19 protein-coding genes are annotated in these 20,569 nt (G+C 42.4%); 16 read left to right on the plus strand and 3 right to left on the minus strand.

Features of this window, described 5'->3' with window-relative positions:
- Positions 1-240: 240 nt before the first annotated feature.
- The 7 genes from U5K35_RS09500 (at position 241) to U5K35_RS09530 (ending at position 5,374) form a co-directional block, all read left to right on the plus strand.
- Positions 241-930 carry a hypothetical protein gene (locus tag U5K35_RS09500; RefSeq protein WP_322571219.1) on the plus strand — a complete coding sequence of 230 codons (690 nt, stop codon included), beginning with the start codon at positions 241-243 and terminating at the stop codon, positions 928-930.
- Positions 931-935: 5 nt separating this feature from the next.
- Positions 936-1,574, plus strand: coding sequence for a hypothetical protein (locus tag U5K35_RS09505; RefSeq protein WP_322571220.1), 639 nt, complete (start codon positions 936-938; stop codon positions 1,572-1,574).
- 650 nt (positions 1,575-2,224) lie between these two features.
- Complete coding sequence (locus U5K35_RS09510; RefSeq protein ID WP_322571221.1) at positions 2,225-2,761, plus strand: hypothetical protein; 537 nt, start codon at positions 2,225-2,227, stop codon at positions 2,759-2,761.
- Positions 2,762-3,571: 810 nt separating this feature from the next.
- A complete protein-coding gene (locus U5K35_RS09515) occupies positions 3,572-3,763 on the plus strand; it encodes a hypothetical protein (protein WP_322571222.1) in 192 nt (63 codons plus the stop codon).
- A gap of 196 nt (positions 3,764-3,959) precedes the next feature.
- Entirely contained in the window at positions 3,960-4,223 is a 264-nt protein-coding gene (locus U5K35_RS09520) for a FitA-like ribbon-helix-helix domain-containing protein (protein ID WP_322571223.1), read from the plus strand.
- A gap of 2 nt (positions 4,224-4,225) precedes the next feature.
- Positions 4,226-4,630, plus strand: a complete 405-nt coding sequence (locus tag U5K35_RS09525) for a type II toxin-antitoxin system VapC family toxin (protein WP_322571224.1) — start codon at positions 4,226-4,228, stop codon at positions 4,628-4,630.
- Between the two features lie 417 nt (positions 4,631-5,047).
- The gene (locus tag U5K35_RS09530; protein WP_322571225.1) at positions 5,048-5,374 is read left to right on the plus strand and encodes a hypothetical protein; all 327 of its coding nucleotides are present in this window, start codon (positions 5,048-5,050) and stop codon (positions 5,372-5,374) included.
- 119 nt (positions 5,375-5,493) lie between these two features.
- On the opposite strand, the gene U5K35_RS09535 is transcribed toward U5K35_RS09530, so the two are convergent.
- Entirely contained in the window at positions 5,494-5,937 is a 444-nt protein-coding gene (locus tag U5K35_RS09535; protein WP_416221622.1) for a methylglyoxal synthase, read from the minus strand.
- 186 nt (positions 5,938-6,123) lie between these two features.
- Positions 6,124-7,962 (minus strand): adenylate/guanylate cyclase domain-containing protein, encoded by a 1,839-nt coding sequence (locus U5K35_RS09540; RefSeq protein WP_322571227.1) that lies wholly within the window; start codon positions 7,960-7,962, stop codon positions 6,124-6,126.
- Positions 7,963-8,073: 111 nt separating this feature from the next.
- On the opposite strand from U5K35_RS09540, the gene ndk reads away from it, so the two are divergent.
- The 3 genes from ndk to U5K35_RS09555 all read left to right on the plus strand — a co-directional run bounded on the left by ndk (position 8,074) and on the right by U5K35_RS09555 (position 11,589).
- A complete protein-coding gene (gene ndk / locus U5K35_RS09545) occupies positions 8,074-8,505 on the plus strand; it encodes a nucleoside-diphosphate kinase (protein WP_322571228.1) in 432 nt (143 codons plus the stop codon).
- A gap of 522 nt (positions 8,506-9,027) precedes the next feature.
- Positions 9,028-10,260 (plus strand): DUF1343 domain-containing protein, encoded by a 1,233-nt coding sequence (locus tag U5K35_RS09550; protein ID WP_322571229.1) that lies wholly within the window; start codon positions 9,028-9,030, stop codon positions 10,258-10,260.
- A gap of 114 nt (positions 10,261-10,374) precedes the next feature.
- Positions 10,375-11,589 carry an SPOR domain-containing protein gene (locus U5K35_RS09555; RefSeq protein ID WP_322571230.1) on the plus strand — a complete coding sequence of 405 codons (1,215 nt, stop codon included), beginning with the start codon at positions 10,375-10,377 and terminating at the stop codon, positions 11,587-11,589.
- A gap of 7 nt (positions 11,590-11,596) precedes the next feature.
- Here U5K35_RS09555 and rlmB read toward each other — a convergent pair whose 3' ends face one another.
- Positions 11,597-12,346, minus strand: coding sequence for a 23S rRNA (guanosine(2251)-2'-O)-methyltransferase RlmB (gene rlmB, locus U5K35_RS09560; protein ID WP_322571231.1), 750 nt, complete (start codon positions 12,344-12,346; stop codon positions 11,597-11,599).
- A gap of 76 nt (positions 12,347-12,422) precedes the next feature.
- Between rlmB and U5K35_RS09565 the strand changes: the two genes are divergently transcribed.
- From U5K35_RS09565 to U5K35_RS09590, 6 genes are all read left to right on the plus strand, one after another.
- A complete protein-coding gene (locus tag U5K35_RS09565) occupies positions 12,423-12,767 on the plus strand; it encodes a hypothetical protein (protein WP_322571232.1) in 345 nt (114 codons plus the stop codon).
- A gap of 193 nt (positions 12,768-12,960) precedes the next feature.
- Positions 12,961-14,601 carry a CTP synthase gene (locus U5K35_RS09570; protein ID WP_322571233.1) on the plus strand — a complete coding sequence of 547 codons (1,641 nt, stop codon included), beginning with the start codon at positions 12,961-12,963 and terminating at the stop codon, positions 14,599-14,601.
- A complete protein-coding gene (locus U5K35_RS09575) occupies positions 14,598-15,074 on the plus strand; it encodes an NUDIX hydrolase (RefSeq protein ID WP_322571234.1) in 477 nt (158 codons plus the stop codon). The genes U5K35_RS09570 and U5K35_RS09575 overlap by 4 nt, the downstream gene beginning before the upstream one ends.
- Positions 15,075-15,119: 45 nt before the next feature.
- The gene (locus tag U5K35_RS09580) at positions 15,120-16,793 is read left to right on the plus strand and encodes an amidohydrolase (protein WP_322571235.1); all 1,674 of its coding nucleotides are present in this window, start codon (positions 15,120-15,122) and stop codon (positions 16,791-16,793) included.
- Positions 16,793-18,478: an NAD+ synthase gene (locus U5K35_RS09585; protein ID WP_322571236.1), complete on the plus strand. Its 1,686-nt coding sequence runs from the start codon at positions 16,793-16,795 to the stop codon at positions 18,476-18,478. The genes U5K35_RS09580 and U5K35_RS09585 overlap by 1 nt, the downstream gene beginning before the upstream one ends.
- A 99-nt stretch (positions 18,479-18,577) precedes the next feature.
- The gene (locus U5K35_RS09590; RefSeq protein ID WP_322571237.1) at positions 18,578-20,557 is read left to right on the plus strand and encodes a LysM peptidoglycan-binding domain-containing protein; all 1,980 of its coding nucleotides are present in this window, start codon (positions 18,578-18,580) and stop codon (positions 20,555-20,557) included.
- Positions 20,558-20,569: the final 12 nt, after the last annotated feature.

Consider the following 20,569-nt stretch of genomic DNA (forward strand, 5'->3'; position numbering starts at 1 on the left):
CAGAAAAGCTGAAGTTGTTTTATTTTTTAAAAATGGGTAATTCATCAAGAATAGTTATGCACTTTTAATTAATGTAGTTTATACCATAAAATTCCTCACTAAAAAAGTATTTAAAAATTTTGTGTAAGGAGTTTATCTTTACGAGATCATATTTCTGTACATCACAATAATTCATCTATAACCCATTCAGATATTCAGCAAATAAATCATTCATATTCATCAAAAGCATCGTATTCCATCATGATTAGAAAAAGTACATTATATAAACCATGGCTTCTGATTTCATTTGCACTACTTACTATGGTAATTACACAAGAAGCGCACAGTCAAACGGTCTATAAGCAACAGAAAGGGGTTTTTACCGGTTTACCTACATTCTCAGCTCAGGGTGGTACTGGAAACTTTGAATTACTCATTGGCCCCTGGATTGGTTATCGGCTGGATGAGAATTTGGATATTATGTTACATGCAGAGTATTTTTCAGATGAGGCATTTGATTTTTCATTGATAAATATCGGCTTGACTGCCGGATATACAACTCATACTCCCTCTTTCATGTGGCGAAATGAAATACGCCTTTACCGGGCATTTAATCTCTCAACATCCGAAGCTGCCTCACCAAAAGCCTTTACGTTAAGTGGTTTTACTACGGGTTATTATCCGATTGATGTTTCAAATAAAATAACATTTCTGCCATACGCTGGGCTATTTGCTTTTGCAGGAAACAAAGAAATGCCCCCAACTCGAACAAATTATTTATCGGGTCATCAGGATGGGTTTGTTTTTGGCCCAAGGTTTGGATTCGACGTGAATATTGCTTTTACACCCTCATTTACCTGGACGCTGGGTGCCGGATATGCAGTTGCTCTTACCGATCAACCAAATCAGACTTATGACGGACTTATTTTGACCCTACAGTTTAATTTTTAAAAACTGTGAAAAAGATTGTATTCCTAATAGCATTCACCGCTGGGATTTCCGCTGATGTTTACGCACAGGAAGATTCAAGAATAGTGCTTAGCATAAATAGCGGCTTTTTCCCTGAATTTCGTATTCATGAGGCTGAATATACTCCAAGCTCAGCGTATAGTTTTCAGCTTTCTTTTTACGATATGGATGATACCCGATTGAGGTATTCCTTTCATTACGCAAGAGGATATCATCGCTCAGTTTCGTATTCGGCTGGCCTTTCAGCGGGATATGTCATTCCGCTCTCTGATCGGTTTTCTTTAACACCTGGTCTTGGGGTTATGAACTATAAAATGGCAGACAGAACCTGCCGTATATCGTTTCGCTCTATTATGAATACCATTTTTGATGTGGATGAATCCTGCCCCGATGATTCGCACGGGTCTTTGAACCTTTTTTTATCCTCAGAAATAAAAATAACTGAGCCTTTTTCTATTTTTCTCCAAACCGGCTACCGCATTATGCATAATAGTATTCGCATGTTGGAGAGAACAGAAACACTGTCAGGAGGTGGTACAATTGAGCACAAATTTTATAAAAGAGAAAATTCCTTGCACGGCACCGGACTTGAATTTGGCATTGGCATAAAAATAGATCTGTTCTAACTGGAAAGTGCATAACCATTGCTTCCTGCTAACCTGTTCAAGTTCTCAGTTGAAAAAATACCTTGATCGCCCGGCTGCAGATGCACCAAACCGTTAGGGTGCCACCCTAATTCAAAACAAGTTGGTTAAAAATAATTGCTATCTCTTTCGTTTTTAATAAAATTGAAAAGAATTATCATGATTCTTTATTGTGGAACACACACTGAGCTACATGGAGCTAATTATATTAACTATATGAAAACAGAACTCATCGCTTCAATTTTGACTTGGTCGGTTTAAGCGACTACAATCATCTTCATTATTTTATCAATAGTTAATTTGTTGGAGATTGCACTTTACAATTTTCTGGGATCACTATTTGCTGCGGTAACTATTCCCATGTTACACTTTTATCGATAAATGAAAGACAAAAGTAAGCTGAAGAATCATTAGAGAAACAATTAAACATCGGATCAAACCCGAAGATATCGCACTCTGGAATATCATGGAATCAGCATAAACTAATGGCTAAATTTCAGTAATAATTGAGTTTATTATTTATGAAAAAGAACATTTATTTAATCATATTTATCTGTTTATTGCTCAAAACGGCTGCTATTTCGGCTCAGCAGATTAATTTTTAAAAGATTACTGAAATTCATCCGGATCAATTGCAGGGTACGTTTATTACCGATCTTGATGTAACAGAAGATGGTTTTATTGCGGTTGCCATTAATGATTTAGCTAAAATTCAAGTTTATAATATTGATGGCGAGCTAAAAAATGAATTTGGACGGGGCGGGAGAGGCCCCGGAGATTTTAGAAATTTAATGTCTATAGAACTTACCGACTCTCTTGTTTTTGGAATGGATAGTGGTCCTTCCGGGCGAATCAATGCCTTTCAAAGAACTAATCCTGAAAAATATCAAACATTTCAAATACCCCGATCCACAAATGGCAGTCCAGTTCGCATGTGGCTGCTTGATACCGGACTGTTTTTGGTTGAATTCAGACATGCATTCAACAATCGAAATATAAATGAAGAGTTGAAGTCCACTTATGAATTGATTTCAATTACCGGAAACGGGGAGAAGTACTTTGCATTTGATAACAAAATGAATGAGATGTTTATCAATCAATCTAACGGGGGATTTAGTGTTTCATCCATGGCCTTTGGCCGACAAAATTTCATTGTGCTTGCAGGGTAGTTTCTATTTTACAATTAGTCTGGCTACCAAAATTTTTAAGAAATTTAATATCAATAATTTCGAAGGTAAACCATTCTAAATAGAAACATCTTAGGAAAAATTTTCTATATCTGAAGATGATTGCAAAAAATATTTCCAAGTGAATTAGGAATTTCTACGGATGATGATATTGAAGAAGTATTGAGATATTTATCGACGGATCGATCTTCCAGACTTACCTTAATCGGGGTCCAAAATAAATTGGAAAATCGTGATTGGTTGCACGACTATTTTCCATATTACAAATGGGTATCAGGAGATCAGGAAAGATTGTGTTACGGGGCCTAAACAGAGTTAAGATCCGATGATAAGGTTGTGTGTTTGGATAATTAGGGGACTGTATTAGGAGAGAGCAATCTGACATCTGATGTTCATATCTTAAGTCAAAGTGCTGATTATTTGATCGGTCTTCGCCAACTTGATGATGGGTTGAACACGGCTATAAAATAGAGATGATTGAATAGAACAACTTGGGAATTGAAAATAGATATGAGACAATAAAAGTTAGTTAGATAGTAAGGCAGGGCACTTTCAGGATCAAATGGTGACGGATTAGGAACAAGAGGATTTAGCCCTAAATGAGCATAAAGAGAGGGGAGCGCGAGAGGCCGGAATGTTCAATATATTTTTTTATGAAATATATTATTGAATATGACACCTTTAACTCGCACAAAAGAAAAAGAAAAGGCGAAGTTGCTGTATTTATTGAGAAGAGGTAAGTTTATACATAATATGTTATACACATTAACTCTTAATAAATGAGAAATTAAAATGGGAGATTTTTTCATCGGTTTTTTAGCAGGTGCTCTTGCGATTTTAGCCATCATGCATCTCATTTACCAAAAAAGACTTACTACAAATGGTTGGGTGGCTAAAACAGAAAGTATTTCTAAGTTCTGGCTATCAACTTCCCTGCACTCTTTCTCAGCTGTTGTTGTAATTATATATATGTTCTACACTTAAGCTATAAGCATGTGTATAACTAACTGAGGACGCGGACGTACCGTTGTTTTCTTGAGTTGCTTGTTTTAAATTTTTAGCCATTTATTAACTCAAAATCTCCGCGCCAGTCATACGCTAGGGCGTTATGTGGCTACACCTTGCAATATTTCCTTTCTTATATTAGTTTCATAGTTACACCAAAACGAAACTTAAGACTATGCCAAGTATTACAGTCAAAAATATACCTGATTCTATTTACAACAAACTAAAGCAACAGGCTCAGGCCCAACATCGCAGCATGAATAGTGAAATTATTGCCTGTTTGGAGCAGACTGTCGAGCCAAAACGTGTTTCTCCTGACGAGATTCTTCGTCAAGCTCGGATGATGAGAAAAAAAGTCAGAGGAAGCTTGTCTGCCGAAGAGATCCAGGATGCCATTGATCAAGGCAGACCTGCCTACACTGAAGCTTCGGAAGAATAGCCATGATTGTTGTTGATACAAACATTCTCGCCCATTTTTGGTTGTCATCAGATCATACCGAACTCTGTGAACAACTATTTAAATGGGATCCGGAGTGGGTTGCTCCTGTTCTGTGGAAAAGTGAGTTCAGGAACGTTGTCATTCTTTATATGAGGAAAAAACTTATTGATCTGCCGGAAGCCATGCAAATAACTGAAAAAGCAGAAAATCAGATGAAAGAACGAGAATTTCATGTGAACTCAATTCAAGTCTATAATCTTGCAAATCAATCTGATTGTTCCTCCTACGACTGTGAATTTATCAGTCTTGCAGAAGATCTGGATACCAAACTGATAACCATGGACAAGCAAATCCTTCGTTCGTTTCCTGAACGCACTGCCAAACCAAAGGATGTCATCGCTACATAACAATACGTTTTCCCGAGTGTCGGGGCAGACCGGTTTAGGTTTTTATCTTACTTCAAGCTGGTAGCCCGGCGCGAAAACGCCAAACCGTTAGGGTGCCAACCTATTCCATAACCACTTTTTCAATTGAATTGCTTTATTTTTCCGTTTTAAGGAGATTGAATTGAATCACCGGGATTCTTTATTATGGAAGACACACTGAGCTACATGGAGCTAATAATATTAACTATATGAAGACAGATCTAATCGTTTCAATCTTGACTTGGTCGGTTTTAGCGACTGCAATCATCTTCATTATCTTATCAATAGTTAATTCGTTGGAGATTGCCCTTTACAATTTTCTGGGATCACTATTTGCTGCGGTAACTATTCCCATGGTACACTTTTATCGAAAAATGAAAGACAAAAACAGTCTAAAAAATGAACACTAAGGCGACGGATTTCAGGATCAAACTCGAAGATATCGCATTCTGGACCAGTATGGTTTCTGTTATAACGATGTCTGTTTTTTACATTACGGAAGCCGGTAGAGTAATATTGGAACTTTCATTTTTGACCATTACAACGTCCGGCCTGTTTGGACTATTTGCAGCGTTCTGCTTTGGCTTACAAGCGTCGCTAAAAGGAAGGCCCGATCATGGTGCTGCCAAACATATCTCATTTTCCCTGTTTATGGCCGTATTTTGTTTGGCCCTATACGTGGCCGGGCACACCGCTTTTGAGTTTATTACTTCATCTCTGAGTTGATAAAACCCTATTCTTTTAATTGTTATGAAAGCTGACAACTATAGAAAATTCATTTTAGACACAGAAGTGAACTTCTAACATTTGGAGTTTGGTATTTGGGATTTCGAATTTAAACTCTTCTACTCATCCACTTTCAAACTCTTCAGCCTGTCTCCGTAATCAACCAGAAAGCGGTCGTATTTTTTATTCAACAGATCCGATGTAATCAAAAAATCGGCTGAAGTGCGATCACAAGCCAGTGCGATATTGTATACAATCGATATACGGAGAAGTGCTTTCACATCAACATCGTGAGGTTGCGCCATCAGTGGGTCCCAGAAAAAGATCAGAATATCCAATTTACTTTCTGCGATGGATGCGCCAATCTGAAGATCACCACCAAGGGGTCCGCTCATAAACCGGTGGACCGGCAGATCAAGCTTATCTGCAAGAAGTCCTCCTGTAGTACCTGTGCCAAACAACTCGTGCTCCATCAGGATATCACGGTTATAATCAGCCCAGTCAATCAGGTCGCGTTTGCGAAAATCGTGCGCAACCAGGCCAATTCGTTTTTTCTCGCCCATCGGGGCGGTATGTGATGCGATACTGGGGTGGGGTTTCTTAACTTTATCTTCTTTTGTCATAAGTGGTTTGTCAATTCTATAGTAATGAAAGCATTCAGTTCTTTCATAAATATATCATTTGTGGGGCAAGTATGAAGCGTAAACTTCGGGAATCTTCAAAAAGGAAGGGGGAGGTAGCGGCTTTAGCTATACGACTAGGCGGAGCGGACTTTCTTTGTGAGACATCTGTAAGATTTCAAACGATTCGTTTTCAAACCCTTTAAATGTCACTTCGCGGAAATGTTTTTTAAGTGAATGCTCTCTGTTTCTCACATAATCTCTCAGTTCCGGGCAGTTGTACGCTTCGGATGAAATTACAACTTCTGAGCCACCCGCAAAATCAACCAGTCTTGAAGCCAGGTTCACGGTGTTGCCGAAATAGTCAATTCTGTTATTTAATGTAACGGCCATACAGTCGCCTTTATGAATACCGCCTTTCAGCTCGATAGGAGGGTCGTGATCGGTGTTTTCTTTAAATATCTGATCGGCTTTGTAAAATGCCCTAACAGCGTTGGCAGGTTTCGGGAAAATGGCCATCACGGAATCGCCAATAGTTTTTACAACGGAACCCCGCTCCTCAATAATGGCTTCTTCCAGCACATCAAAATGATTCATTACAACCCCGATCGCTGATTCGTCTCCGTCTTTACGGTACAGATCGGAAGAGTTGTAGAGGTCTGTGAATAAGATGGTCAGATTTTCAGCGTTCAGTTTCTTTTTATCCCGAATAAGCTCTTCCGGAAAAAGATTTCTGAAGAGCTGCCAGGAGCTCACCTCTGCAGCAGAAACGGTGAATTTCTCTTTGCTTACGTTTTCACACCGTATCATCATCACCTCATCCGTCTGGTTGTGGATGATCAGATTGGGTGTTGTGGATAGATAGACCTTATCCATCAACGATCGACCTTCCCTGAAGTGAATCGTGGCGTTGCTGAGTCCGTTTTCATCAACCTCGGCCTGAATAACTTCTTCACTTTTATCTGAGTAGATTCTGTATACGCCCTCACTCAGATTGATTTTTACAAATCGTTTCTGCCCCGGGTTCAGGGTTATGTTCAGGTCAAGATGATATTGATCTGCCGGATTACCAAAACAGTAAGTCTTTTTAGGAATTTTACGAACCAGCGGATGCGGCTGAAATGTTAACTCCAATCCCTGATGGAAATCGACGTTGAAATCTTCTTCACAGTGAGAACAGTAGACCGGGTCGGTAATCTCTTTCAGTTTCTTTATGTTTTTTACATTGGTTCTGCAGTGCGAACAGAGAATATTCCAGCTGAAATTCAGAATGTCCAGTTTTGATGCAAAGAGCATGACACGCAGAACAGAAGAGAGCGGCTTGTCCCAGAGAAGTGCTAACTTTTGCGGATTTAACTGCTTGAGATCCGATTCATTACCTGTTTGAATTGTTTTAATCAGCAGTGACGAAATTTCCCGTTCCCTGCTAATCTCGCTCAAGCGATCCGTAAAATGATCCCATCGTCTAGGGTTTGAGATGGTGAAACGATGCTTTTTACTTTTTGGAATGCAATTTTCAGAAATGGATTGATCGTATGCTTGTATGAGCTTGCGGAGCCGGAATTTAAATCGGCCGTTAAATCTCCATTTTATATACATGTAACCGGTAAGGCGACGTGTTTCTCCACGAAAACGAAATGTAACAACACTTCCGCTCTCAATCGGGCTGATGTCTACAGAGATCAACAGATCTTTTAAGTAACCCGATTTGTAATTCCTTTTCACGCTCAGGTGATACGGTTTTTCCCACTGGTAAGGTTCCTCCTCCCACATATCTGTCCTGTGAAGAGGTTCGTACGTGAGTTCACGATATCCTTTTCTGCTATTGTGTGTGAGGTTGGTTTGCTCTACAGGTAACTCTCCCAAATCTCTGAACAGCCGATTGGTATCGGATAGAATAGGCCAAAGCTGCTCAGGGGTTGAGCTGCTTTCTACTTGCCAGCTATGAGAGAAATCGTAGTCAATCATTGGTTAGTTAGTACCCTCAGAATTAATCGTGATTTTTATAAGTATCCCGTATCTTTGCGTGTAGTAAAAGGAGAACTAAAACCGACAATTGTTACAAAAAAGATCAAAATAATGGCAGTAGAAAGAACTTTGACAATCCTGAAACCCGACTGTGTACGCAAGAATTTGATAGGCGAAGTTACACGTCGTATTCAGGAAGCAGGATTTAAAATCGTTGCAATGAAAATGACCCGTTTAACCAAAGAGACAGCCGGCGGATTCTACGCGGTTCACAAAGAGCGTCCGTTTTTCGGGGAACTTGTTGAGTTTATGAGCAGCGGCGCTTGCGTACCGATGATTCTTGAAAAAGAGAACGCGATTGAAGATTTCAGAAAATTCATTGGCGCAACAAACCCCGAAGAAGCTGAAGAGGGAACCATTCGTGCAGATTTTGCCGACAGTGTAGGCGAGAACATCGTACACGGTTCTGACTCTGTTGAAAACGGAAAAATTGAAGCGGCTTACTTTTTTGCTGAATCAGAAGTTGTGGCAAACCAGGCTTAATTTTTTGTTAAGCAGATTTTGAAAGGGTGAAGTGAAAACTTCGCCCTTTTTTATTTCAGAAAGAAAATCTGCAAAATAGTGGCAGGATTGGCATTTTATTAAGTATCTGAACGCGTTTACCGGTTGAGGTTGTTTTTAGAGTGTCCCCTTTGAAGGGGGCAATGGGGATGATGAGTACTGATTCAAGCCATTTATCAAATATTTGGATGAAATCGATACCCATCGTCATCCCTTACTCTCCCGACAGCTGTCGGATCGTTTTCCCCTTGAAGGGGATTTTAATTTTAATCAATTGGTAACGCGTTAATTCTGAGTTCAATTTTAATTGCTTTTTATTGCATTGCCCTCCTAGTAAGGGGCAAGGGGTGGTAGATTTGGGATTTATGTCTTTAATGTGCTAAATCCACCAATTGAACCACCCCTAAATCCCCTCCTTGAAAATGAGGGGACTTTCGAACATCTAAATGGAAATTTTTTCACTGAACTCAGGCTAAGAACAAAACCAAACCATATCCCATGTTAATGAGCAGACTGATCTCTACACTATTTTCTATAACTCTCTTCTTCACTCTGTTTTCTTGTGATACGGAAGAATCCGTCGAACTTGAAACCGTTCGAACCGGTGCTGAGTTGTTGGTTGAGAACTATTTGGATGAACTGGACGGAAAACGAGTTGGTTTGGTGATGAACCCAACTTCCAGAATCGGCGAAACCCATATGCTGGATACGCTGATGGCGAGGGGTGTAAATGTTCAGGCTCTCTACGCTCCGGAGCACGGTTTCAGGGGAGAAGCGGGAGCAGGGGAAATTATCGAAGATGGGATCGATCAGGAGACCGGTTTGCCGGTTTTTTCTCTCTACGGCTCAACCCGGAAACCAACCGCTGAGATGCTGAATGAAGTAGATTTGCTACTGTTTGATATGCAGGATGTGGGAGCCCGGTTTTATACGTACATCGCCACATTGGGGTTAGTGATGGAAGCGGCTTCTGAGTCAGATATTCCGGTTTGGGTTCTCGATCGGCCTAATCCGTTAGGAGGAGAGTATGTGAGCGGATGGGTTCTTGAAGAGGAGTTTAAGTCGTTTGTCGGGCCATATCCGATACCTGTCGCTCACGGTTTAACAATGGGAGAGATGGCGCAAATGATTGCAGGAGAGGAGTGGATGGATTTTGCCAATCCACCTGACCTGAGAGTCATCGAAATGGAGGGATGGAACCGTGATATGTTATGGCCGGAGACCGGACTGAATTGGGTCGCACCATCACCTAATCTGGCTACGTTTGAGCAGGCTTATCTCTATCCGGGTACAGTCTTTTTTGAAGGTACAAGTATGAGCGAAGGGCGCGGCACCGATCAGCCATTCCTGATTTTAGGCGATCCAAATACAAATCTGCCCGCCGATTCCATTCGAGCCTTAAATGAGATTACTGATCAGCTTCAGGTCAATTCGCTGACATTTACGCCGCGTTCTATACCCGGGGCAGCTGCAACCCCGAAGCATATGGATTTAGAAAGTTTTGGTATTCAGGTGAAAGTGAATGGGTTTGATTTTGATCCAGTAAGAATGGGTCTTGAATTATTTGCAACCTTGGTAAATGCAACTCCCGACGTTGAGATCAACAACTTTCTCTATAATCTTGCCGGGACACGTGAGATTGACAAGGTGATTTCGGGAGAGCTGGATCCATTAACCTTGGATTTTAATACAGATGAGTTCAAAACAAAGAGAACGCCTTATTTGCTGTACGACTGAATAAATTGGACAAATGAATCTGTTATTCGATCAAAATTTATTATTATCACTGATAGTGGTATAGCGTTGTTTGATTTACATCTACAGGTAATATAAACCATTAAACGGGGAGTTATGATTTCAAAAATTATTATCCGCAGCTTTGCCTTAACCTTAGCCATTCTTCTCACCATATCAGTGCCTCTGACTTTACAGGCTCAGGAAGATAATGCCAAAAAAGTCAGTTTTACTTTAAACTATGGAGTTACCTATGGCTCCGGTGGAGATGGAATGATTGGTCAATTAGCCGGTAATTTCAACGTACCTTCTTTTCGTCAGCCTGTTTACGGTGGGAGTTTTCAGTATGCTTTCAATCCTGCATGGTCAATTGAAACTGCCGTTCAATTTGGTGAATTCAAAAATCAGTATGACTTTGACCCTGCTTTCACGAATGATTTTTTCTATGTAAACGTGAGAGGGGTTAGCAACATGAACGGTTTGTTTAATCTCAACTCCAGATTTATTAATCCCTACTTTTCTGTAGGAATGGGGATGCTTCGCAGCAAGCTCGAATCTGTAGACCTCGACTCAGAGGATTTATCTCTTATGATCTCAGGTGGTGCAGGTCTCAATTTTTATCTTTTCAAAGGTGCCGACCTGTTTGTTCAATACAGCTATAATGCTGCCGGAAGTGATTTGCTGGATGGATTTTCGGGAGAGGGCAGCTCCGATCAGTTTGCAGCTGTTAATGCCGGTTTACGATTTAATTTTGGTTCGAGCGGTCAGAAGCATATTTCATGGCCACCGGCACGAGATAGGATAGTGGAAGAACCCGTCCGGGAAGATGAACCTCAGATTGAAGCGGAGCCGGTACCGGAAGCTGTTCAAGAACCGGATCCGGAACAGCTCATAGAAAAAGAGCAGATGGAAGAGCGGCTTCGTGAAAGAGTTGAACGAGCTGAAGACGCCATGATGCAGGCAAGGGAAGAGGCCAGAATTTTTGCAGACAATTGGCGCGAAGAGCGCAGAATAGCACAGGAAAAGGCTCAGGCAGAAGCTGAGCGAAGGGCACAAATGTTTACCGAGCAACCTGAGGCGGGCCACTATGTACAGGTTTTCTCCTTCAGAAATCAGGAAAGTGCAGAGTCTATTCGAGAAAATCTCATAGAGATGTTACAGAATGAGATCAACAATCCGATGGAAATGGTGGTTATCCAAAGAGCGGGTGAGTACAACCGGGTTTTGGTCGGAGCGTTCTCCGAATTCAGAGAGGCGAATAGAATCATGAGAATGATATCGTCAGAATATGTGGATTCGTTTGTTATCACATTCCCACGATCTGAGGAGTAATCACATCTTAAACCTGTTGAATTTTTTGTCGGCGCCATTCGTAGCAAACCAGGGCGGCGCTGACGGAAGCGTTTAGAGATTCCACGTTATTCAACATTGGCAGGGAGAGCAGGAAGTCGCAGTGCTCTCCCGTTTTTTTTCGCATTCCTCGCCCTTCATTTCCAATCACAAAAGCCATGGGCACATCGTAAGTCTGATCCCAAACCATGGTGTCGCTATTTTGATCCAACCCGGCAATCCAGAATGAATTTTCCTTTAGCGAAAGAATAGCCTGATTTAAATTTACAGCTCTCACTATTGGGATACGTCCGGCAGTACCGGCGCTGGTTTTAAAAACGGCGGCGTTTACCGGAGCCTGTCTGTGTTTTGGAACGATAACTGCGGATATACCCGCTGCTGCGGCAGTTCTTAAAATTGCGCCAAAATTGTGCGGATCTTCAATTTCATCCAGAAGGAGCACGGCAGAGCTTGAATCCGGTTTAAAATTCTCAAGCCACTCTTCAAATTCCTGATATTCAGCCTGTGAGATCGACGCTACAATCCCCTGGTCGTTTACACCCCCAACTAAATCGTAGAGTTTTTTGCCGGGAACTTCCGTTACGGGAATGCGGTTTTTAGATGCGAGATCAAGTATGTTCGCGACCTGAGAATGTTGTGTTCCTTTTCTTAAATAAATTTTATCAACATTTTCTGCACTCTGCTGAAGCTGTTCTTCTACAGGGTTTCTGCCGTAGATATAATGATTAGAATTTTCCACGTATGAGGCGAAATATTTTGTTAATTGATTACAGTTTGTATAATGGTAAAGTGTTCTCAACTTAATAGACAATAAAATGATAGACAATTCAAATAAATCAAAAGGGGTAGAAGGTTCACAATTTGTATTAAATAGCTCAAACAGTCCATATTCCAATAAATCACAGCCCTTGGTGGGCAGTGTTGAAGCGCTTGTATCGTATGTTGCTGCAGCTTTACAAATAGTAACCGGAATGACTCTTATCGTAATCTCCATTCTGGGCATGATTGCTCCCATGTGGTTCTCTGCAATTTTAAGTATTGCTGGAAGCGTTTCCTGTATGACCGGTGTATTTCTGCTCTATTTTACTTCGGCTAATAAAGGGTCTATCGATGGGCTGATCAATCAGGCCATTCGCAGGGTAATTAATTCTCAAAATTAACTTTTTCTGAATCCGTTTCAGCTTAAATCCCCTCTTTAAAAGTTAAATTTGTCTGTGAGAATGAGTGCGCTTTATGTGAGAGGAGTGCTCTGTATAACTTTTTCAAAATTTTCGGGATCTTTTTCCTTTTTTGTTTGAATGGCATGTGGAAGCCTCCTATTTTCTGTTTTCCCACAACAAGCTCCCATCACACATGTCTACAAAATATATTTTCGTAACAGGCGGCGTAACGTCATCTTTAGGTAAAGGTATCATTTGTGCTTCACTTGGCAGGCTTCTGGTTGCCAGGGGATTGCGGGTAACCATTCAAAAGCTCGACCCATACATTAATGTTGACCCCGGAACGATGAACCCATACGAGCACGGGGAAGTGTATGTGACGGACGACGGAGCTGAAACAGACCTTGATCTGGGACACTACGAACGTTTCCTGGATGTAAAAACCTCTCAGGATAATAACGTTACCACCGGCCGTGTTTACTACGATGTAATCACCAAAGAGCGAAAGGGTGAATATCTTGGCAAAACGGTTCAGGTTATTCCCCATATCACAGACGAAATTAAATCTCACGTTCTCAGACTTGGACAAAGTGATAACTACGATGTAGTGATCACCGAGGTTGGTGGCACCGTTGGGGATATTGAAAGTTTGCCATATATAGAAGCAATGCGTCAGCTGAGATACGACGTAGGCAGGAAAAATACTCTCTCCATTCACTTGACTCTTGTTCCCTATTTAGCTGCCGCAGGCGAGTTGAAAACAAAACCAACGCAGCATTCCGTAAGGACACTATCAGAAAGTGGATTGAGCCCCGATATACTGGTATGCCGATCTGAATATGATCTGGATAACTCCATTCGAAGCAAAATAGCTCAATTCTGTAATGTGGAAAACGAAGATGTTATAGCCTCACTCGATGCTGAGTCTATCTACGAAGTGCCGCTTTTAATGCGGGAAGAGGGATTGGATCGCCGTGTTATTGAAAAACTAGGCTTGCCAACAAAAAATCCGGATTTAACGAAATGGACTGAATTTGTTGAGCGGATTAAACACCCCGAAACGCGAATTCAAATTGCCTTGGTTGGGAAATACGTAGAACACCACGATGCATATAAATCTATTGTTGAAGCATTGATACACGGTGGCGCGATGAATAATGCCGGGATCGATATTCACTGGGTTCAGTCAGACGATCTTACTGAAGAAAATGTTGAAAAAGAGCTGGGTGATGTATCAGGTATTCTGGTTGCTCCGGGATTTGGAGGCCGTGGTATTGAGGGTAAACTTTCAGCTGTAAAATATGCCCGTGAAAAACAGATACCGATGCTGGGTATCTGTTTGGGAATGCAGTGTGCGGTTATAGAATTTGCCCGAAACATTGCCGGGATGGCGGGTGCAAACAGTACAGAGTTTGACGAAACTACCGCCTATCCGGTTATAGATTTTATGCCGGATCAGCGAGATATCCAGGAAAAGGGCGGTACGATGCGTCTAGGTAAATATGACTGCAAACTGACGGAAGGCTCAAAAGCAATGATGGCGTATGATAAAGAGATGATTGAAGAACGCCATCGCCATCGATTTGAGTTGAATAATGAACTCAGAGAAAAGCTTATTGAAGCCGGTTTGATTGTTTCGGGCGTAAATCCCGAACGAAACCTGGTTGAAATCATTGAGCTGGAAAATCATCCCTGGTACGTTGGAGTACAGTTCCATCCGGAGTTGAGAAGCACCGTTTATGATCCCCATCCACTATTCGTTTCTTTTGTGAAAGCAGCTCTTGAGAATAGTGCCGTATCAACAGGCAGCCATACAGAAAAAGCTTCGATTTGAATTCAATAGATCCCTACTCAGATAAGATTAGGGTGAGATCGTGCGGACTGCTTATTTCTGATGACAAAGTTTTACTGGTTAAGCAGAATGTACCGACCCGTGAGAATCCTGTATGGATACCGCCGGGTGGGGGTGTTGAGCCCGGGGAATCGGCAGAGGACGCACTGAAGCGTGAATGCAGGGAGGAGACAGGCGTCACTCCTTCCGGTTTGAGACTCAGATATATTCATGAATTCATTGATAATCCGTATCACGCCCTAGAGCTCTATTTTTTGGCGGATAGTTTTACAGGTGAGCTAAAAAAGGGAAGTGATCCGGAGCACTCTCAAAATGAACAGCTTATTCACGAGGTTTGTTTTAAGCCTGTCGATGAATTAACTGCGCTAAACGTAGTTCCGGATTTTTTAGTGGACGAACTCAAAACAGGTCGCTATTTACAGAATCAGATCGGCTATTTTAAAAGCGATCAGTAGCCCGTTATTTCAGAAATATTTAAGCCAACCATACCAAACACAGCTATGATAAAACTAAAATTAACTTTATTTGCCGTACTGCTCCTGTTTACTGCAGCGTGTACATCTCAGGAAGACGGATTTATAATGCACAACATTAATGGGTACACCATAGCCGGTGATAATCTTGAACTGATTACATTTGATGCCATAGCTGTTCAGGATGGAAAAGTTTTGGCGACCGGCCCGCTGACTGATCTGCAGCAGCAACTGGATGGATTTAATCTCATTGATGGAGAAGGAAGAACGCTGATTCCCGGGCTGATTGATGCTCATACACATGTGATGGGACTTGGGTATCAACAACTGGACGTGGATGTTCAGGGAGTCGATTCGCTGGAGGAAACACTTGAAATAATCGGGCAATACGCAGAAGATAATCCGGATTTGGAATGGATTCAGGGACGTGGCTGGAACCAGGTATTGTGGGAAGAAAATGAATTTCCAACTGCTGAGGATCTCGACCGGGTTGTGCCCGACCGGCCGGTCTACTTATCCCGCGTTGACGGGCATGCCGCTTGGACGAACAGCAGGGCTATGGAGATTGCCGGAATTAGTAGGGATACACCGGATGTTCAGGGAGGAGTTGTTATCAGGGATGAATTTGGTGATGCCACAGGAATTTTTGTGGATGCGACCATGAACTATATTAAAGAGCACATACCATCAAGAACAGAAGAAGAAAATAATCAGGCATTTGAACTGGCGCTGCAGGTAATGGCTGAAAACGGCTTAACCTCTGTTCACGACGCCAGAGTTAATGTTGATACCTGGGAGATGTACAAGGATTTTGCGGATGAAGGAAAGCTCATCACAAGAATTTATGCCATGATTGGTGGAACCGGTGATATCTATGATGAACTGGCTCAGAATGGCCCGATAGAGAGCTATGCAGATGATATGCTGGCACTACGGAGCGTGAAAATTTCTTCAGACGGCGCACTCGGAAGTCGTGGCGCGGCTATGCTGGATCACTATCATGACGATCCCGGTAATACCGGACTGCTTTTCTACGATCAGGAAGAGCTGAATGAGATGGTAATAAAAGGTGCTTCTGACGGCTTCCAAATCAATATTCATGCAATTGGTGACGCAGCCAACCGGCAGGTGTTGAATGCATTTCAACATGCGAAAGAGGAGTTGGGAGATCAGTCCCATTTGAGACATCGTGTTGAGCATGCTCAAATTGTTCATCCGGACGATATTCCGCGTTTTGTTGAACTGGACATCATAGCATCTATGCAGCCAACACACGCCACCAGTGATATGAACATGGCTGAGGACCGGATTGGATCTGAGAGAATGGAGGGCGCCTATGCCTGGCAGACATTTTTAGACCAGGGAACGGTAATTGCAGGCGGTTCTGATTTTCCGGTCGAAGATGTGAACCCGTTCTATGGACTTTACTCATCCATTACCCGTCAGGATCACGGTGGAATGCCTCCGGGAGGATGGTACAGTGAGCACAGACTGAGCCGAGAGGAAACGTTGAGAATTTTTACCCGCGATGCAGCCTATGCAGGGCACCAGGAAGATGTTTTGGGAACTCTGGAGAACGGGAAGTGGGCGGATTTCATTCTTATTGACAGAGACATTTTTGAAGTAGACGCATCTGAAATTTGGCAAACCGAGGTTCTGGAAACCTGGATTGCCGGCGAAAAAGTATATCAAAAGCAGTAATGAAGATTCGAGTTGAACAGTTAAATCCAACGATCGGAGACCTTACCGGAAATAAATCTCTCATTTTAGAAGCTCTGCAACGGGCCGAAAAAGATAAGGTGGATCTTCTGATTCTGCCGGAAATGACTGTAACCGGTTATCCGGTAGAAGATTTGCTGGAAGAGAAGTCATTCCGGGACGCGTGCTACAGAGTAAATCGAGAAATTATTGAGTCAACCGGAAAGACCGCGCTTCTTTTTGGATCCATCACACCAAATGAAAGTGAGTACGGCAGAAAGATGTTCAATTCTGCGCTTTTGGCTCACAAGGGAACACTGCTTGGAACGGTTCACAAAACACTATTGCCAACGTACGATATTTTTGACGACCTCCGCTATTTTGAATCCAACGAGGAGTTTCACTGCCTCGAGTTTAACGGGGTGAAGCTTGGTGTCACGATTTGCGAAGATATCTGGTACAACGAAAATGAAGTGCAGTATCACACCTATTCGGTGAATCCGGCGCTGGAATTAAAAAAGTTGGGCGCTGATGTAATTATTAATGTTTCAGCCTCTCCTTACACAAATACAAAACATCAAAACCGTGTAAAAATGCTGCAGAATCACGCAAAAAACCTGGACCTGCCGTTGTTGTACAGCAATCAGGTAGGTGCGCATACCGATGTGGTTTTTGATGGTGATTCCATGGCTATTGATCGAACGGGAGAAGTGGCTGCTTCGACTAAACCATTTCAACCGGATTTTACTGATGTTGTACTGGATTTCGAGAATAGAAATGTGAAATCGGCTCAAAAAAATAACAAACAGCCAATTTATCCCGGAAATAAACAGGAGCGGCAGTTTGAGGCCATCAAGCTGGGGCTTCGCGACTACATGGAAAAAACGGGTGTTGCAGATCATGTAGTTTTTGGACTAAGCGGTGGAATAGACTCAGCTCTTGGATGTACTCTGGCAGTTGAAGCGTTGTCGGCCGATAAAGTGAAAGCCATAACTTTACCCACAGAATTTTCGAGTGAAGGGAGTATTACAGACTCTCAGAAGCTGGCTGAAAATTTAGGAATTGATCTCTTTGAAGTTCCAATTCAAACCATATTTCAGGACTACAGGTCTGCACTGAAGCCTGTTTTTAAAGACAGCACATTTGGAGTGGCCGAAGAAAATCTTCAAAGCAGAATTCGCGGAACAATTTTAATGGCTTACGCTAATAAGTTTAACAGTTTCCTGATTGCAACCGGGAATAAATCTGAATATGCAGTCGGCTATGCCACGCTCTACGGTGACATGAACGGAGCCCTAAGCCTTATTGGCGATCTCTATAAGACGGAAGTTTACGAGATGGCAAAATGGCTCAACAGTTCCTACTACCGTAAAGAAGTAATTCCCGAATCTATCATCACAAAGGCTCCAAGTGCGGAGCTCCGTCCGGATCAAAAAGACAGCGACAGTCTGCCTGATTACGAAACTCTGGATGCACTTCTCTATCAATACCTGGAACTCCAGAAGGGAAAGGCAGAGCTAATTGAGGAGGGTTTTGAAGAATCGATGGTAGATAAGATATTACGGCTGGTTGATTACAACGAATTTAAAAGAAATCAGGCTGTGCCTATACTGAAATTAAGTTCTAAATCGTTTGGCAGTGGAAGACGCTGGCCAATCGTGCAAAAGTGGACAGCAGACAGAAGTTAGCTGTACATATCAATAATTACCTGCTATTTTAATCCTGAAATTTCGAATGAAGGATTAAATCTTTAATTTAGATAATTCTGAAACATCTAAACAAATTTCATGAAGCGATCTGTACTACTGCTACTTACTTTTTTTGTTGTTCAAGCGCTCTACGCGCAAGACACCAACCGAATCGATGATATCGAAATCCCCGTAAAACTTTTGCCGTACTCAAATCCTTTGACGGATACCCGTCAGGATGAACCCGGGGTAGAGGTCGCAGCTGAACAGAGCGAACTGGATAAGGAGATTTTACGACGAATATCTGACGTGTATCGTATTCAGGTATTAGCTATAGATGCTCAGATTCAGGGAGATCTGGTTCAGGCGGAAACCTATATCAATCAGGCTTTCGGTTCCATTCAGTCTCTGATGGATGATTATCCCGAGGTTCAGAATAATCGTCGCTTCGCTGAACTTTACAGAACTGTGATGGCAGAGCACAGTGAATTTTACGGTATCACAGAAGCCAGAAGAGAGGTTGAAGGTGATGTGTTTGAAATTCAGGAAGAGCTTTTTTCGGAACAAGATGACTGGATCGCAGAAGGATATGCGCTACCCGATAACCTGACGATCAATAAAACCGAGGTTCCGCTGATTCAAAATCAGCACGTGAATCGCCACCTTATGTACTATACGCTTCGTCGTCCCGATGTTATGGAGCGCTGGCTGGAGCGATCGGAGTACTATTTTCCTATGATGCGTGAAATTTTTGAAGATGAGGGTGTTCCTCAGGAGTTAATTCACCTCTCTATGATCGAAAGCGGATTGGTTCCAACTGCCAGAAGCTGGGCCAGTGCAGTTGGTTTATGGCAGTTTATCAGGGCAACAGGAGCCGTTTATGGATTGGAAGTAAACTGGTGGGTTGATGAGCGACGAGATCCGGTAAAATCAACACGGGCTGCCGCGCAACATTTAAGAGATTTACATGATATTTGGGGAGATTGGTACCTCTCTTTGGCCAACTACAATTTAAGTCCGCGGGGACTGCGCCGCGCAATTCGCGCAGCGGGCGGTGTAGAAGACTATTGGGCAGCTTACCCATATCTGCCTCGTGAAACCCGTGGATATGTTCCGGGATATATCGCGGCCACTATGATAGCCATGAATCCGGATGAATTCGGGTTTGATACTGATTCTGATATAACTCCATACAATTTTGAAGTTGTGGAAGTAGATGGATTAATGCCTCTTGAAGAGCTGGCCAAAGCTGCCGGTGTTACACTGCAGGAAATCAAAGATTACAATCCGGAGCTTCTTCGCTGGGCTACACCTCCCGGTGGAAAATACCCGCTGAAGATACCAACCGGTATTAAAGAGCAGTTCCTGGCGGCATATCAGGAAATTCCGCAAAATACCCGAGCCTCAGAAGTTGCTATGCATACCGTAAGCAGAGGCGAAACATTGGGATATATTGCAAGGCGATACGGAACTTCTGTGAGAGCTCTGTATGAAACGAATGAGGGATTAAGCAGCACGATTCATCCCGGCCAAAGAATCGTAGTTCCTGTTGCTCCGGGTTCGCAAGAACAAATTGCTTCAAATCGACCTACAAATAGCTCATCTTCATCCAACCGTAGAAATACACGTCAACAGGTTCAGGCCCCGGCGAACACCAGCCCGGCAACTTACACGGTGAAAAGCGGTGATACAGTTGGGCATGTAGCAGAGTGGTTTGATGTACGTGCATGGCAGGTGCGTTCTTGGAATGGAATTGGAAACACAATCAGAGTCGGACAGAGATTAACGATTCACGTTTCGAATCAGCAGCGAGATTACTTTAATCAGGTTAATGATCTGACTTACGCACAAAAACAGGAATTAGAACGACGTCAAAGATCCGGAGAAAATATCTATTCCATCCGGTTTGAAGGATCAACAACCACGCCATCTGATACCTTCCGATATACGGTTCGACGGAATGACACCCTCGGAAGTATAGCCCGCCGACACGGAGTATCTGTTGCTGAGATTCAGAGAGCCAATAACCTTAGCGGAACAACAATTTATGCCGGGCAATCGCTGATTATTAAGCGATAAAATGAAAACAGG

Origin of the sequence: Rhodohalobacter sp. (assembly GCF_034521535.1) — a bacterium.
Classification (GTDB): Bacteria; Bacteroidota; Rhodothermia; order Balneolales; family Balneolaceae; genus Rhodohalobacter.